At 72.1% G+C, this 15,246-nt stretch carries 11 protein-coding genes; 2 read left to right on the top strand and 9 right to left on the bottom strand.

Annotation, left to right across the window (positions count from 1 at the left end; genetic code table 11):
• Positions 1-2 precede the first annotated feature (2 nt).
• From ACL02U_RS07825 to ACL02U_RS07815, 3 genes are all read right to left on the bottom strand, one after another.
• Positions 3-341, bottom strand: coding sequence for a P-II family nitrogen regulator (locus ACL02U_RS07825; protein ID WP_412789928.1), 339 nt, complete (start codon positions 339-341; stop codon positions 3-5).
• Positions 338-1,618 carry an ammonium transporter gene (locus ACL02U_RS07820; protein WP_412789927.1) on the bottom strand — a complete coding sequence of 427 codons (1,281 nt, stop codon included), beginning with the start codon at positions 1,616-1,618 and terminating at the stop codon, positions 338-340. Before ACL02U_RS07820 ends, ACL02U_RS07825 begins: the two co-directional genes overlap by 4 nt.
• Positions 1,619-1,966: 348 nt before the next feature.
• On the bottom strand, positions 1,967-3,439 hold the full coding sequence (locus tag ACL02U_RS07815) for a hypothetical protein (protein WP_412789926.1): 1,473 nt from the start codon (positions 3,437-3,439) through the stop codon (positions 1,967-1,969).
• A 435-nt stretch (positions 3,440-3,874) separates the two neighbouring features.
• On the opposite strand from ACL02U_RS07815, the gene ACL02U_RS07810 reads away from it, so the two are divergent.
• Positions 3,875-4,543: a bifunctional DNA primase/polymerase gene (locus ACL02U_RS07810; RefSeq protein WP_412789925.1), complete on the top strand. Its 669-nt coding sequence runs from the start codon at positions 3,875-3,877 to the stop codon at positions 4,541-4,543.
• 371 nt (positions 4,544-4,914) lie between these two features.
• On the opposite strand, the gene ftsY is transcribed toward ACL02U_RS07810, so the two are convergent.
• From ftsY to ACL02U_RS07785, 5 genes are all read right to left on the bottom strand, one after another.
• Complete coding sequence (gene ftsY / locus ACL02U_RS07805) at positions 4,915-6,129, bottom strand: signal recognition particle-docking protein FtsY (protein WP_412789924.1); 1,215 nt, start codon at positions 6,127-6,129, stop codon at positions 4,915-4,917.
• A 373-nt stretch (positions 6,130-6,502) separates the two neighbouring features.
• A complete protein-coding gene (locus ACL02U_RS07800) occupies positions 6,503-7,921 on the bottom strand; it encodes a sugar porter family MFS transporter (protein WP_412789923.1) in 1,419 nt (472 codons plus the stop codon).
• Positions 7,922-8,165: 244 nt separating this feature from the next.
• Positions 8,166-11,936 carry an AAA family ATPase gene (locus ACL02U_RS07795; RefSeq protein ID WP_412789922.1) on the bottom strand — a complete coding sequence of 1,257 codons (3,771 nt, stop codon included), beginning with the start codon at positions 11,934-11,936 and terminating at the stop codon, positions 8,166-8,168.
• A gap of 219 nt (positions 11,937-12,155) precedes the next feature.
• Positions 12,156-12,359 (bottom strand): hypothetical protein, encoded by a 204-nt coding sequence (locus ACL02U_RS07790; protein WP_412789921.1) that lies wholly within the window; start codon positions 12,357-12,359, stop codon positions 12,156-12,158.
• A gap of 379 nt (positions 12,360-12,738) precedes the next feature.
• Complete coding sequence (locus ACL02U_RS07785; protein WP_412789920.1) at positions 12,739-13,020, bottom strand: acylphosphatase; 282 nt, start codon at positions 13,018-13,020, stop codon at positions 12,739-12,741.
• A gap of 203 nt (positions 13,021-13,223) precedes the next feature.
• Here ACL02U_RS07785 and ACL02U_RS07780 point away from each other — a divergent pair, with 203 nt between their 5' ends.
• Positions 13,224-14,441 carry a CAP domain-containing protein gene (locus ACL02U_RS07780; RefSeq protein WP_412789919.1) on the top strand — a complete coding sequence of 406 codons (1,218 nt, stop codon included), beginning with the start codon at positions 13,224-13,226 and terminating at the stop codon, positions 14,439-14,441.
• Positions 14,442-14,514: 73 nt separating this feature from the next.
• Here the strand turns inward: ACL02U_RS07780 and ACL02U_RS07775 are convergent, their stop codons facing one another.
• Entirely contained in the window at positions 14,515-15,099 is a 585-nt protein-coding gene (locus ACL02U_RS07775) for a flavodoxin family protein (RefSeq protein WP_412790008.1), read from the bottom strand.
• Between the last annotated feature and the right edge of the window lie 147 nt (positions 15,100-15,246).

Raw genomic sequence — 15,246 nt, 5'->3', positions numbered from 1 at the left:
TGTCAGAGCGCGTCGGGGCCGCGCTCGCCGGTCCGGACCCGTACGGCCGTCTCGACCGGGAGGGCCCACACCTTGCCGTCACCGATCTTGCCGGTGCGGGCCGCCTTCACGACGACGTCGATCAGCTGGTCGGCGTCGTCGTCCTCGGCCAGCACCTCGATGCGGATCTTGGGCACCAGGTCGACGGTGTACTCGGCGCCGCGGTAGACCTCGGTGTGGCCTCTCTGACGACCGTAACCGCTCGCCTCGGTGACCGTCAGGCCGTGGACGCCGAAGGCCTGGAGGGCCTCCTTGATCTCGTCGAGCCGGTGCGGCTTGACCACTGCGGTGATGAGCTTCATGCCTCGACCTTCTTGCTCTCGGCGGCGGGGCCGGCCTGGGTGGGCGCCGTGGTGGCGATGTGGGAGCCGGCCGCGGAGCTGAAGTCGTAGGCGGTCTCGGCGTGCGCGGTCTGGTCGAGGCCGGTGACCTCGTCGTCCTCGGTGGCCCGGAAGCCGATCGTCTTCTGCAGGGCGAAGGCGATGATGTAGGTGACGACGAAGGTGTAGCCCATGACCGAGAAGGCGCCGATGGCCTGGGAGCCGAACTGCTTCAGGCCTCCGGCCCCGTCGATGGCGAGGAGGCCGACGAGCAGGGTGCCGATGACGCCGCCGACGAGGTGGACGCCGACCACGTCGAGGGAGTCGTCGTAGCCCAGCTTGTACTTGAGGCTGACGGCCCAGGAGCACAGGACGCCGGCCACGACGCCGATGAGGAGGGCGCCGAAGACGTTGACGTTGCCGCCGGAGGGGGTGATGGCGACGAGGCCCGCGACGGCACCGGAGCAGGCGCCGAGGGTGGTGAACGCGCCGTGGCGGATGCGCTCGTAGGCGAGCCAGCCGATCATGGCGGCGGCGGTGGCGATCTGGGTGTTGATGGCCATGCGGGCGGCGGTGCCGTCGACGCCGAGCTCGGAGCCGGCGTTGAAGCCGAACCAGCCGAACCACAGCAGCGCGGTGCCGATCAGGACCAGCGGCAGGTTGTGCGGCCGCATCGGGTCCTTCTTGAAGCCGACGCGCTTGCCGACCACCAGGACCGCTGCGAGTCCGGCGACACCGGCGTTGATGTGGACCGCCGTACCGCCGGCGAAGTCGATCACGGCCGGGTCGAGCTGGGCGAGCCAGCCGCCGCCCCAGACCCAGTGGGCGACCGGGAAGTACACCGCGGTGACCCAGAGGGCGATGAAGATCATCCAGGAGCTGAACTTGACGCGGTCGGCGAGGCCACCGCTGATCAGGGCCGCGGTGATGACGGCGAACAGCATCTGGAAGAGCGAGAAGGCGAAGGTGGAGATCTTGTTGCCGGTGAAGGCCTCCACGGTGCTGTCGCCGGTGACGCCCTTCAACCCGATCATGTCGAAGTTGCCGATGAAGCCGCCGGTGTCACCGCTGAAGGCGAGCGAGTGACCGTAGAGCACCCACAGGATGCTGACGATGCCCAGCGAGATGAAGGACATCATCAGCATGTTGAGGACGCTCTTGGAGCGGACCATGCCGCCGTAGAACAGGGCCAGCCCAGGCGTCATCACCATGACGAGCGCTGCACTGATCAATACGAATCCGGTATCTGTGCCGTTCAATGCCGGTATCTCCTCGTCGTTGGTACGGCCCCGTGCGGGGGGATGCCTCAGCGCCGTGAGGGGTGGGCCGGTGAGCCGGTTATGCCGCACGAGATTGGCGCAGCACCGTTTCGGTCGGCGCCCCGCGTTGTTTCGCGGCCGTGACGAAGGCAGAGCGTGCGTTACGCCTCGATGAACTCGCTGATGTTCGCGGGAGGGATCGTTATCGTGGCGCAACCTTCCGGGAGGGAAAGGAACCGGCCGCGGCGGCCTTCCGACTGACCTGGCATGGGGGAGCCGAGTCGGGCGGTTCGGGAAGGCCGGCCGCGGCCGGGGTCTGCGGGGTGTTCTGCGCGGTGTTCTGCGCGGTCAGACCGCCTCGGCGGTCTCGGGCAGCTCCACCGCCAGCTTGTCCGTGAGGTCGACGACCTCGGCGAGGTCGCCGAAGTCGCGTACGGCGGTGTCCACGGTCTTGCGGATGCGGGTGTTGACGCGCTCGGAGCGGACCTTCTTGGCGATCCGCATGGCCCGGTCGGCGTATCCGGCGCTCTGCTCGGGTTCGCGCCGCAGCAGGTGCACGGAGGCCAGGCCGATCAGGTTGAGTGCGTAGGAGCGCTGGTGCTCACCGTCCTCGGCGAACAGTTCGACGGCCCGCCTCATCAGCGGCTCGGCCTCCGAGGCGTAGGCGGGGCTGCGGCCGGCCACGTAGGCGAGGTCGCGGAAGGAGTGCGAGTTCTCGCCGTGCAGTTCGGCCTCGGTGAAGAAGCGGATCCAGTCGGCCTCGGGCTCGTCCCAGTCCTCGGCGTCGGTGAAGGTGTCCTCGGCCATCCTGACCGCCCGCTTGCACCTGCCCGGCTGGCCCATGTTGGCGTAGGCGCGGGCCTCCATCGCATACAGCATGGACTGGGTGCGGGGGCTCGCGCAGTCCCGGCTTCCGTACTGGGCGAGGTGGATCAGCTCCAGAGCGTCCTCGGGCCGCCCGAGGTGGATCATCTGGCGGCTCATGCTGGACAGCACGTAGGAGCCGAGGGGCTTGTCGCCGGCTTCCTTGGCGGCGTGCAGGGCGAGCACGAAGTACTTCTGGGCGGTGGGCTGCAGCCCGACGTCGTACGACATCCAGCCGGCCAGCTCGGCCAGCTCGGCGGCGACCTTGAACAGCCTGCGGGCGGTGGGCTCGGGGTGGGACTCCTGGAGCAGGTCGGTGACCTCGTGCAGCTGACCCACGACGGCCTTGCGTCGCAGGCCGCCGCCGCATTGCGCGTCCCAGCGCCGGAACATCTCGGTGGTGGACTCCAGCAGGTCCAGCTCGGGCCCGGAGAGCCGGCCGCGGATCCGGGCGGAGGACGGCTCGGGATCGTGGCGGGGACCGGGAGGCGCGGGCACCAGCCAGCGCTGCAGGGGCTCGATGAGGGCGGGGCCGGCGGAGAGGGCCAGCGAGCCGCCCAGGAAGCCACGCCGCGCCAGCATCAGGTCGCTGCGCGAGAACTCGCTGAGCAGTGCCACCGTCTGCGGGCCCGTCCAGGGGAGGTCGATGCCGGCCGCGGACGGCGAGGGACGGGCGGTGCGCAGGCCGAGGTCCTCGACGGAGACCACGCAGCCGAACCGCTCGGAGAAGAGTTCGGAGAGGATCCTGGGGATGGGCTCCCGGGGGTTCTCTCCGTCCAGCCAGCGGCGCACGCGCGAGGTGTCGGTGGAGATGTGGTTGGCCCCCAACTGGCGGGCCCGGCGGTTGACCTGGCGGGCGAGTTCGCCCTTCGACCAGCCGCTGCGCACGAACCACGACCGGAGCAGCTCGTTGGGGCGCTTCTCCGCGCTCGTCCCGCTACCGCCGTTGCCGCTCACTGGAACGCCCCCATCCCTCGACACCACTCGTCACCGCGTGCGCCAAGCCCTATCAGAATGCCGGTCCCTCGGGCTCGCCGTCCGGCGGTTCTCACCCTTCGAACGGAATACCGACTTGCCTCCGGCATACCCACGAGCGCACGCACCCCGCACTCCGTGTACTCAAAGTAATCCTACGATCACCGCTCCAGCCATGGCGATTCCGGAAACGCCACCATTCGCCACCCCTTCGAATGAACTCACGATGACCTGCACACGATTCACTTGACACAGGACGGCCGTGAGTGAGCGGAGCGGTGCACACGGGGGCGCACGCGGCCGGACGCGCCACCGGGAACGCCTCCGAGCGCCTTCAGGGCAACAGCGAGAGTCACCCAAAGTCACACTTCGGGCGCTTCTCGTAACCATCGGTGCGCCGGACCCGTTGGAGGGGGCATGGGCTTCACGATCGGCAGCAGTCGGAGCATCCGCGACATCCGGTCCGTCTCACGCCGCCGCGGCCGCTCGTCCGAGTGCACCGCCGTGGCGGAGTTCACGGGCCTGTGGGGCTGGGACGTGGTCCCGGGCGCCCGAGCCACCGGGGGCGCCTGCTCCTGCGGCCGCCCGGACTGCCCGGCACCCGGCGCACATCCGCTGGACTTCGCGCCGGAGGTCCCGGCCGGGGCCACCCTGGACGCGGTCACCGAGGCCTGGGCGAAACACCCGGGCGCCTCGGTGCTGCTGCCGGTCGGACGCGCCTTCGACGTCATCGAGGTCGCCGAGCAGGCGGGGCGCCGCGCGCTGGCCCGGCTGGAGCGGATGGGCCTCCCGTTGGGCCCGGTGACCGCGACGCCCGAGGGCCGCGCGCAGTTCTTCGTCGCGCCGGGCGCAGCGGCCGAGCTGCCGCGGCTGCTGTACCGGATGGGTTGGGACGACCCGGGCCTGGACCTGCGCGGCTTGGGACCCGGGACCCACGTCACGGCACCCCCCTCGGACCGGGGCGGCCGGGGCCCGGTGCGCTGGCTGCGGCCGCCGGAGCTGGACGCGGCGAGCGAGCCCCCGGCCGCGCGGCTGCTCCTGGGGACCCTCGCGTACCTCGCCCACCGGTCGCGCACCGAGCGTTAGACCCTCCGCGGACGCGGCGCGGGCAGCGCGGGCGGCACGTCGGTCCCGCCGCGCACCGGCCCCGCACGCAGCGTGCGGGGCCTCCGACCGCTCACGCACGCAGCCCCGTACTCGGCGCACGCTGTGCGGGCGGTGCGGGCAGTGCGGGCGGTGCCGGCAGTGGGCTGAACGTCGGACCGGTCGCGCACGGAGCGTGGGGGCGGACGCGGCGAGGCGCCCGTGCCCGACGGGGTCGGGGGCGGGCGCCTCGGTGTGTCCGGCCGGTGGGCGGCGGAGGCCGCCGGTGGCGGCGCGGCGTGTCGGCGGCCGGCGAGGCCGCCGCGGACGGGCGTGCCGGTCCCCGCGCCCGCGGCGTGTTCCGCCGGACGGCACTACTGGTCGCCGAGCAGGGCGTCGACGAACGCCTCGGGCTCGAACGGAGCGAGGTCGTCCGCGCCCTCGCCGAGCCCGACCAGCTTGACCGGCACGCCCAGCTCGCGCTGGACGGCGACGACGATGCCGCCCTTGGCGGTGCCGTCGAGCTTGGTGAGCACGATGCCGGTGATGTCCACGACCTCGGCGAACACCCGGGCCTGGACGAGGCCGTTCTGGCCGGTGGTGGCGTCGAGCACGAGGAGCACCTCGTCCAGCGGGGCCTGCTTCTCCACGACCCTCTTGACCTTGCCCAGCTCGTCCATGAGCCCGGTCTTGGTGTGCAGCCGCCCCGCGGTGTCGATGAGCACCACGTCGGAGCCCATCTCCTTGCCCTCCTTGACCGCGTCGAAGGCGACGGAGGCGGGGTCGCCGCCCTCCGGACCGCGCACCGTGTACGCACCGACGCGCTCGCCCCAGGTCTGCAGCTGGTCGGCGGCCGCGGCCCGGAAGGTGTCCGCGGCGCCCAGCACGACGGTGCGGCCGTCGGCGACCAGGACGCGGGCGAGTTTGCCGGTGGTGGTGGTCTTGCCGGTGCCGTTGACGCCGACGACCATCACGGTGCCCGGCTTGCTGGTCTCCGGCTCGGTCCGCACCGTGCGGTCCAGGTCGGTGCCGACCAGGGTGAGCAGCTCCTCGCGCAGCAGACCGCGCAGTTCCTCGGGGGTGCGGGTGCCGAGCACCTTCACCCGTTCCCGCAGCCGTTCCACCAGCTCCTGGGTGGGCTGCACGCCGACATCGGCGGTGAGCAGCGTGTCCTCGATCTCCTCCCAGGTGTCCTCGTCCAGGTGCTCGCGGGACAGGAGGCTGAGCAGCCCCTTGCCGAGCGCGTTCTGGGAGCGGGACAGGCGGGAGCGCAGGCGGACCAGGCGGCCGGCCGTCGGCTCCGGGATCTCGATCTCCGGAGCGGCGACGAGGTCCTCGGTCGTCGGTTCCTCGACGACGACGGGGGCCGAACCCCCGGGAAGGTCCACCTCCTCTATCGTGCGCCGCGGCTCCTCCCGCGGTGTCTCGGCCTCGTCGCCGACGTGCGGCTCGGCCGGAGGGGCGGTGATGTCGGGGGCGGCGGGGGGCGGCGGGGGCAGCGACTTCTTCCGCCGGCTGCCGATCAGGAGCCCGCCGAGCGCACCGAGCACGACCACGGCGATGACTACAGCAAGGATGATGGTTTCCATAACGGCTCCAGTATCCATCCCGGTCCCGCCGGGAAGCCGGGCGCGACCCTCGGAAGGCGGGGGGAGAAGCGCCCACTCGGCCGGTTCCGGGCCGAGCGGTCGACACCGGGCCCCGCCGGGGCGGACCCGGCCGCGGCGGCACCCGCGGCCCGTCCCGGCAGGCGCGAGGGGCTGACGTCCGCCCACGGGAGGACGGGGTGCGGCGCCGCGGTCGTACCTGGCCGGTGACCACACGAGGACCGCCGCCCCCGGCTCGGGCAGCGGCCGAGCCGGGGGCGGCGGTCGGTACGAGGAGAGGGGCAGCGGGGACTTGGCCCGTCTCCTCGGGAACGGGGCCGGTCCCCTCGGGGGGACCGGGGCCGGGCCGGGCGGCTCAGCCCATCTCCTCCAGGGTCTTGCCCTTCGTCTCCTTCACGAACTTCAGCACGAACGGGACGGAGAGCGCGGCGAAGACCGTGTAGATCACGTAGGTGGCGGAGAGGTTCCAGTCGGCCAGCGACGGGAAGCTCGCGGTGATGGCCCAGTTGGCGATCCACTGCGCGGAGGCGGCGACGCCGAGGGCCGCGGCGCGGATCCGGTTGGGGAACATCTCGCCGAGCATGACCCAGACGACCACGCCCCAGGACAGGGCGAAGAAGAGGACGAAGACGTGGGCGGCGATCAGCGCGGTCCAGGCCTGGGTGCTCGGCAGCTGGCCGTCGACCAGGTCGAAGGAGAACGCCCAGGCCTCCAGCGCGAGGCCGGCCACCATGCCGACGGAGCCGATGATGGCGAGCGGACGGCGGCCGATGCGGTCCACGAAGATCATCGCGATCACGGTGCCGACGATGTTGATGATCGACGTCGTGAAGGAGTAGAAGAAGGAGTCCGTCGGGTCGATGCCGACCGACTGCCACAGCGTCGAGGAGTAGTAGAACGCGACGTTGATGCCGACGAACTGCTGGAAGACCGAGAGGCCGATCCCGACCCAGACGATGGGCTTGAAGAAGAAGGAGCCGCCGAGCAGGTCCCTGAAGGTGGAGCGGTGCTCGCTCTTCATGGCGTGCTCGATCTCGTCGACACGGGCGTCCAGGTCGATGTCCTTGCCCTCGACCTCGGCCAGGATGTCCCGGGCGCGCGCACGCTTGCCGACGGAGAGCAGGAAGCGGGGGGACTCGGGGATGGCGAAGGACAGCAGGCCGTACAGGACGGCCGGGACCACCATGACGCCCAGCATGACCTGCCAGGCCTCCAGCCCCATCAGCTGGCCGCGCTGCTTGCCGCCGGCGGCGTTCAGCAGGCCCCAGTTGACGAGCTGCGAGATCGCGATGCCGACGACGATCGCCGCCTGCTGGAAGGAGCCCAGCCGGCCGCGGTAGGCGGGCGGGGCGACCTCGGCGATGTAGGCCGGGCCGATGACGGAGGCCATACCGATGGCGAAGCCGCCGACGATCCGCCAGAACGCGAGGTCCCACAGCGCGAAGGGCAGCGCGGAACCGACGGCGCTGATCGTGAACAGTGTGGCGGCGATCTGCATGCAGCGGATGCGGCCGATGCGGTCGGCTATGCGTCCGGCGGTGGCGGCGCCGATGGCGCAGCCGACCAGGGCGATCGCGATGACCTGGGCGAGGGCCGCGGACCCGATGTCGTAGCGGTCACGGATGGCTTCGACGGCGCCGTTGATGACGGAGCTGTCGTAGCCGAACAGGAAGCCGCCCATCGCGGCCGCCGCCGCGATGAAGATGACGTGCCCGAGGTGATCGGGGTGGGTCGTCCGGGCTCCCGGTCGGGGGGCCTGCGTTGTGCTGGTCACGTGTTCTCCTCGGGCCACCCGGCAGCGCTGCCGGGTGGGGGTCTGCCCTCGCACTACAAGTGGCGCATGGATGATCGCCACTCACACCTGAAGGTAAAAGCAACGTTGCAGAGACTATGCCTTCAAGTTTCGAAGTCAAGAGGCACCCGGTCTTACGCCTGCGCTCACCCGAGAGCATCGTGCGTTCACAAGTTGAAGAGAATACAAGGTCGTGCAGGTGACACCGGGGGAAACCGTCTCGGCGTCAGCGCAGGCGCTGGGAGATGACCTTCGACACACCGTCGCCCTGCATCGACACCCCGTAGAGCGCGTCGGCGACCTCCATCGTGCGCTTCTGGTGCGTGATCACGATGAGCTGCGAGGCCTCCTGGAGCTCCTGCATGATCCGGATGAGCCGCTGGAGGTTGGTGTCGTCCAGCGCCGCCTCCACCTCGTCCATGACGTAGAACGGGCTCGGCCTGGCCTTGAAGATCGACACCAGCAGCGCGACGGCGGTCAGCGACCGCTCACCGCCGGAGAGCAGGCTGAGCCGCTTGACCTTCTTCCCCGGCGGACGGGCCTCGACGTCCACACCCGTGGTGAGCATGTTGCCGGGGTCGGTCAGCACCAGACGGCCTTCGCCCCCCGGGAAGAGGCGGCCGAAGACGCCCTCGAACTCCCGCGCCGTGTCCCGGTAGGCCTCGGTGAACACCCGCTCGACACGCTCGTCGACCTCCTTCACCACCTGAAGCAGGTCGGCGCGGGTCTTCTTCAGGTCCTCCAACTGCTCGCTGAGGAACTGGTGGCGTTCCTCCAGCGCCGCGAACTCCTCCAGCGCCAGCGGATTCACCTTGCCGAGCTGCTGATACGCCCGTTCGGCCGCCTTCAGCCGCTTCTCCTGCTCGGCCCGTACGAACGGCCGGGGCAGGTTCCGCGGGTGCTGCGGATCCTCCGGCAGCTCCTCGCCCTCGGCGGGCGGGGACGGCGGCACGAGCTCCCGGGGGCCGTACTCGGCGACCAGCCCTTCGGGCTCCACCCCCAGCTCCTCCAGCGCCCTGGTCTCCAACTGCTCGATCCGCATCCGCTTCTCCGCGCCGAGCACCTCGCCCCGGTGCACGGAGTCCGTCAGCTTGTCCAGCTCGCCCTTGAGGTCGCGGCCCTCGGCGCGGGCCACGGCCAGCTCCTGCTCCCGGCGGGCCTTCGCGGACTCGGCCGCGGCGCGCTCCTGCTCGGCACGGGCGACGGACACCTCGACGTGGGCGAGGAGCTGCCGGGCGCCGGAGCCGACCGCCTCGGCGACGGCGGCCTCGTGTCGCAACCGGGCGCGCCGCTGCTCGGCCCGCGCACGCGCCTCGCGCTCCGCGCGCGCCGCCCGGTCGAGCGAGTCGGCACGGCCGGCCAGCCCCTTGACCCGCTCCTCGTGGGTACGGACCTGAAGGCGCGCCTCCATCTCCGTCTGCCGGGCGTTGGCGCCGTCGGCGGCGAGCCGGTCGCGCAGGGAGGTGTCGGGTTCCTCCTCGATAGGCAGCTCCTCGGCGACCGCGAGCCGCTCGGCGAGTTCCTCGACCTCCTCCCGCGCCTTGTCGAGCGCCTCCTGGGCCCGTGCGGCGGCGGCGGACGACCGCTCGGCCTCGCCCGCCGCGCCCCGCGCCTGGCCGGAGAGCCGGCCGAGTTGCTGGGCCACGGCGGACTTCTCCCGGTCCGCGGACCGGCGCCGCTCCCCCAGCTCCTCTACGGCCGCGGTGCACTCCTCGCGCCGCGCGGCGGCCGCGCGCTGGGCCCCGGCCAGTTCCCCGCACCGCACCTCGAGCTCCGCCAGCTCGGCGGCGGCCTCGTCCACGGAGGCCTGCACCTCCAGCAGGCTGGGAGCTCCCGCGGATCCGCCGTGTGCGAAGTGGGCGCCGAGCAGATCGCCCTCCGCGGTGACGGCGGTCAGCCGGGGCCGCGCGTAGACCAGTTCCTCCGCGTCCTCCAGGGTGCCGACGAGGACGATCCGTCCCAGCAGCCGCCGCACGGCGGGCATCAGCTCGGCGGGGCCGCGGACCAGATCGGCGGCGAAGAGGAGGTTTCCCGGGCCTCCCGGGGGCTCGGCGCCGGACCCCTGCGCGGCGCGGCCGCCCGGACCGCCCGGACCGCCGGGGGCCGGGTCCCCCGCCGCGACCGGATGCTGCGCCGTGGCCGACCCCTCAGGTGCACCCGGCCCCTCCGACCCGCCCGGGTCATCCGGTGGGCCCGGGGCATCCGATACGCATCGGCCCTCCGGTACGCCCCGGCCCTCCGACGCATCCGGGTCCCCCGACACATCCGGGTCCTCCGGTGCGTCCGCCAGCAGCAGCGCGGCGCGGCCCGCGTCCTGCTTGCGCAGCAGGCGGATGGCGTCGGCGGCCGCGGTCGGGCTGGTGACCGCGAGCGCGTCGGCGGCGGCTCCGAAGGCCGCGGCGAGCGGGATCTCGTGGCCCGGGGTGACGGTCAGCAGCTCCGCCGCCGGCCCCAGGAGTCCGGTCAGCCGGTCCCGGGCACCGAGCAGTGCACCGCTGCCGTCCTTCCGGCGCAGCCCCGTCGCCAGTGCGTCGTGTCGGGCCCGGGTGGCGGCGCGTCCGCGTTCGGCGGTGGTGACCGCCTCGCGTGCCGCGGTGAGCGCGCGCTCCGCCTCGGCGAGCCGCTGCTTCGCCTCCTCGTGACGTTCCGCGAGTTCGGTGTCGCCGGCGTCGAGGTCGTCGACCTCGGCCTGCAGGGCCTCGTACTCCTCCTGGGCGGCGACGGCGCGATGCCGGGCCTCGTCGCGGGCGGCGGCCAGCCGGTCGATCTCCTCCTGTGCGGAGGCGGCACGCGAACGCGCGGCGTTGACCTGGCCGTTGAGCCGTGCGAGGCCCTCGCGGCGGTCGGCGATGGCGCGGGCGAGGTCCTTGAGCCGGCGCTCCTCGGCGGCGAGTTCGCGCTCCAGTTCGGCCCGGTGGTCGACGGTGTCCTCCAGAGCGCGCCGGGCGGCTTCCAGGGCGGCCTCGAGTTCCGCCTCCTGCTCGCGGACGCGGGCGGCCTCGTGCTCCAGATCCTCCGGATCGCGGCCGCGCCGCTCCTCCGGGGGTGCGGAGGCGGCGCTCTTCACCCGGGCGTCCGCCAGCGAGACCGTGCCGCGGACGCGCTCGGCGAGCTGGGACAGCTCGTACCAGGTCTGCTGGGCGCCGCGGAGGCGGGGAGCGAGCCGACGCACCTCGTCCTCCAGCAGCGACTCGCGCCGGAGTGCCTCGCCCAGCGCATGCTCGGCGGCCTCCTTGCGGGCCTTCAGCGCGGCCTCGTCGGCGACCTCGGCGTCCAGCGCCTCGCGCAGCCTCACCAGATCGTCGGCGAGCAGGCGCAGCCGCGCATCACGCAGGTCGGCCTGGATGACGGCGGCCCGGCGCGCGACCGCGGCCTGGCGGCCCAGCGGCTTGAGCTGGCGCCGCAGCTCGTCGGTGAGGTCCTGCACACGGGCCAGGTTGGCCTGCATCGCGTCCAGCTTGCGCAGGGCCTTCTCCTTGCGCCTGCGGTGTTTCAGGACGCCCGCGGCCTCCTCGATGAAGGCGCGGCGGCCCGTCGGGTCGGCGTGCAGGACGGAGTCCAGCTGGCCCTGGCCGACGATGACGTGCATCTCGCGGCCGATACCGGAGTCGGAGAGGAGCTCCTGGATGTCCAGCAGCCGGCAGGTGTCGCCGTTGATCTGGTACTCGCTGCCGCCGTTGCGGAACATGATCCGCGTGATGGTGACCTCGGCGTACTCGATGGGCAGGGCGCCGTCGGAGTTGTCGATGGTCAGGGACACCTCGGCGCGGCCCAGGGGCGGGCGGCCGGTGGTGCCGGCGAAGATGACGTCCTCCATCTTGCCGCCGCGCAGCGACTTGGCGCCCTGCTCACCCATGACCCAGCTGAGCGCGTCCACCACATTGGACTTGCCTGAGCCGTTCGGGCCGACCACGCAGGTGATGCCCGGTTCGAACCGGAGTGTGGTCGCGGAGGCGAACGACTTGAACCCGCGGAGGGTCAGGGCCTTGAGGTGCACGCCGCCGGACTCTACCTCCCGGCGGTGCCGCACTCCATGAAGCGGCGGTTTCACGGGTGAACGCGCAGGGCAAACCAAACGTTGAAGAGGGTGAAAGGATGCGCGGGGGAAGAAAAGCCAAGAAAGAAGGGACGCCGAAGCGTCCCTTGCAACTCTGACAACTGAGCGGTGTACGGGCAGCCCGACCGCTGCTTGTGCTGTCCTGGAGCAGTGCAGCGATCAGGTGAGCGCAGGCTCCGCCTGGTTCGCGTCGATGCTCTCCATGATCCTGTCGTGAGAAGCGGCAGCCGTCAGCGCCTCGTTCTCGGCCTGGATCCGTACGAGCTCGGATTCCAGGTCCTGGACGCGCTGCTGGAGCCGTCGCATCTCGGCGAGGAGTCGCGGGTCGGAGCCGCCGACGTAACCGAGAAGCGCCTTTGCCATGATGGATGGTCCTCCACAATGAGTGACCGACCGAAGCGGTGTGGGTCGTGAGGGATTCGCACCCGCGATGCTTGGCAGGCCTGGAGTTGTACTGCCGTTCAGCCATGCCAAACAGCTAAGGTGCGCGGGGCTTTCAGCGTCTCACCAAAAAGTTTGACGGTCAACACGATCACGCCCCGTATCGGCGGGTGACCCCGGGCGCTCGGCGGCGGATCGGCCGCACCGCTGCTTCTGCGGGGCCCTGGGGGCGTGGCGATCATCCTTGCGTGCCGAGTCCGCCGCCGCAAGCGGTTCTCGGCAACGACCTGCTTATTTCTGCCGGTACACGCTCCGCGGCCCCGTCCGGCGGCCCGCCGCGGGACCGCCGGGCGGGGTCCGGTCACCGGATGGCGAAGCCGTCGTAGCCGCCGCGGGGTGTGTCCCAGATCTCGGTGACGCCGGCTACGCGTCCGGGCGTGTCGCCGCCCTGCAGCCAGTCGAGGAGGACCCGGCAGCCCTCGCGGGGGCCCTCGGCGACCACCTGGACCCGTCCGTCGTCGAGATTGAGAGCAAAACCACTCAGGCCGCCGATCTCCAGCGCCTTGGCGCGCGTGAACCAGCGGAAACCCACACCCTGGACGCGTCCGCGCACCCAGGCGACCAGCCGAACATCCTCGCTCATGAGGGCAACCTAGCGGGCGAAAGTCTCACTGGGCACTCTCTCCCCCGCCGCCATGCGGTACCGTCCCGGCCTAATGAATCTCATATGAAACTCACTCGATCGAGTGGGTTTGGTCGATCCCCGGGCGGGGGGCAACTCCCGGGTCGACCACACGGGACCCGGGAGAGGCCCGGGTCCGGCGCAAGGACGAGGAAGGCCAGGACATGGGACGCCACCGACGCTCTGCCGCCGGCCGCGCCGCCACGGACCCTGTCCCGGGGGGCGGACGCCCGGACGTCTCCCACGAGGGTTCCCGAAGCGGCTTCGAGCAGGACCCGTACGGCGCCTCCGCCGACGGCCGCGCTCCCCGGAACCCGTACGGGAGCGGGCGCGCCACGATGGGGATCGCCCCCTATCTCCAGCCCGAGGCCTACGCCGAGGCCCGCGCCAGGAGCGAGGAGTACCTCTTCGCGACGGGGGCCTCGAACGCCGGTGACACGGCCGTCCTCGCCTCGGACCGCTTCGACTCGCCAGGCTTCACCCCCGACGCGGGCGCACAGCGGGCGGGGCACCGGCGCCGCGTGAAGAAGGCCGCTGTCCCGGTCCGCTCCGGACTGCTCGGCGTCTCGGCGGCGGTGGCCCTGGGCACGGTCGCGGTCGCCTCCGGAGTGGTGCCCGGCCTGGAGAACTACCGGCTGGGCGGCGACCACAGCTCCGGCGGGGACAGCGTGCAGGCCGCCGGCACGCCCTCCAACTCGCCCTCCGAGCAGGGCGGCGCCTCCGGCGCCGTCGACGGCCGTGCCCAGGACCAGACCTCCACCAGCAGGGACAGCCGGCCGTCGGTGCAGCCGTCGGCCTCCCGGTCCGCGACGGCCCCCTCGGCGGCACCCACGCAGACCCCGTCGGCGCAACCGTCGGAGAAGCCGACGGAGACGGCCGCACCCAGCGGGAAGCCGCAGCCGACGCCTTCGGCCGCGAAGCCGTCCGCCCAGCCGACCACTCCCGCCGCGCCGGAGCGGGCCACCGCATCGGCGCGGGCCACCGCACCGGCTGCGCTGTCCGCCCAGGCCCAGGCCGAGGCGGAGGTGCTCAAGCTCGTGAACGAGGAGCGCGCGAAAGTCGGTTGCAGCGCACTGTCCGCGAACAGCGCGCTGACCGGGCTGGCCCGGGCGTTCAGCGACGACATGGCCGCCCGCGGCTTCTTCGACCACACCGACCCGGACGGCGCGACCCCGTGGGACCGGGCCGCGAAGGCCAGCATCACCGGGCTGGGCGGCGAGAACATCGCCCGCGGCCAGGCCGATGCGGCGGCCGTGATGGAAGCCTGGATGAACAGCCCCGGTCACCGTGCCAACATCCTGAACTGCGACTTCCACACCCTGGGCGTCGGCGTGCACTTCGGCCCCGGCGGCCCCTGGTGGACCCAGGACTTCGGCTACTGAGGCACCCGGCGCTCCGGTGGCGCGCGGTCGGTCCTGAGGTTCCGGCAGCGCCGGCGCCGGGCGGCCCCGACGGTCAGGCCGCCGCGCGCCCCCGGGCAAGGACCCTCGCGGTCTGCGCGACACGGCGGCCGAGGTGCTCGGCGGTGGCCGTGTCGGCCTTGTGGACGGCCTCGGGTCCCTCGTCGACGTTGCTCTGGGCCGCCGCGCCGGCGAAGAAGCCGAGGCGGTTGAGGTCGTTCTCGGAACCGGCGCTGCTGTTCCAGCCGGGGTGCAGGCCGAGGTTGACCCAGTGCATGCCGTGCTGTGCGGCGAGGATCTGGAAGAACTGCAGCGTGTGGAGCTTGTCGCCGCTCTTGGAGCCGGAGTTGGTGAAGCCGGCCGCCAGCTTGTCCTTCCAGTCCTGGCCGAACCACCGCCGGGAGCTGGCCTCGGCGAAGGCGTGGAAGGCACCGGACGCGGTGCCCATGTAGGTCGGCGAGCCGAACACGATCGCGTCCGAGCCGTCGAGCAGCGCCCACTGCTCGTCGGTGATCGCGTCGACGTCGACGAGGTGGACCCGGGCACCCTCCTCCGCGGCGCCGGCACCGACGGCCCGGGCGAGTACGGCGGTGTGGCCGTGGCCGGAGTGGTAGGCGACGGAGATGACGGGTGCGGTGATGGCGGGCGTGGTCACGGTGGCGCACTCCTCGGGGAGGGGAAAGGGGATGGCAGGAGAAGCCGGTGGGACAGAGCAGCTCACCGGCACTTGCAAAATGAAAGCACTAACTTTTGGAAAGCGCAATCTTCTAGTGAGCGCTGTCTTCAC

Origin of the sequence: Streptomyces sp. MS06 (assembly GCF_047200655.1) — a bacterium.
Classification (GTDB): Bacteria; Actinomycetota; Actinomycetes; order Streptomycetales; family Streptomycetaceae; genus Streptomyces.
The sequence above is the reverse complement of the archived record's forward strand: the minus strand, read 5'-3'. Positions and strand labels throughout refer to the sequence as shown.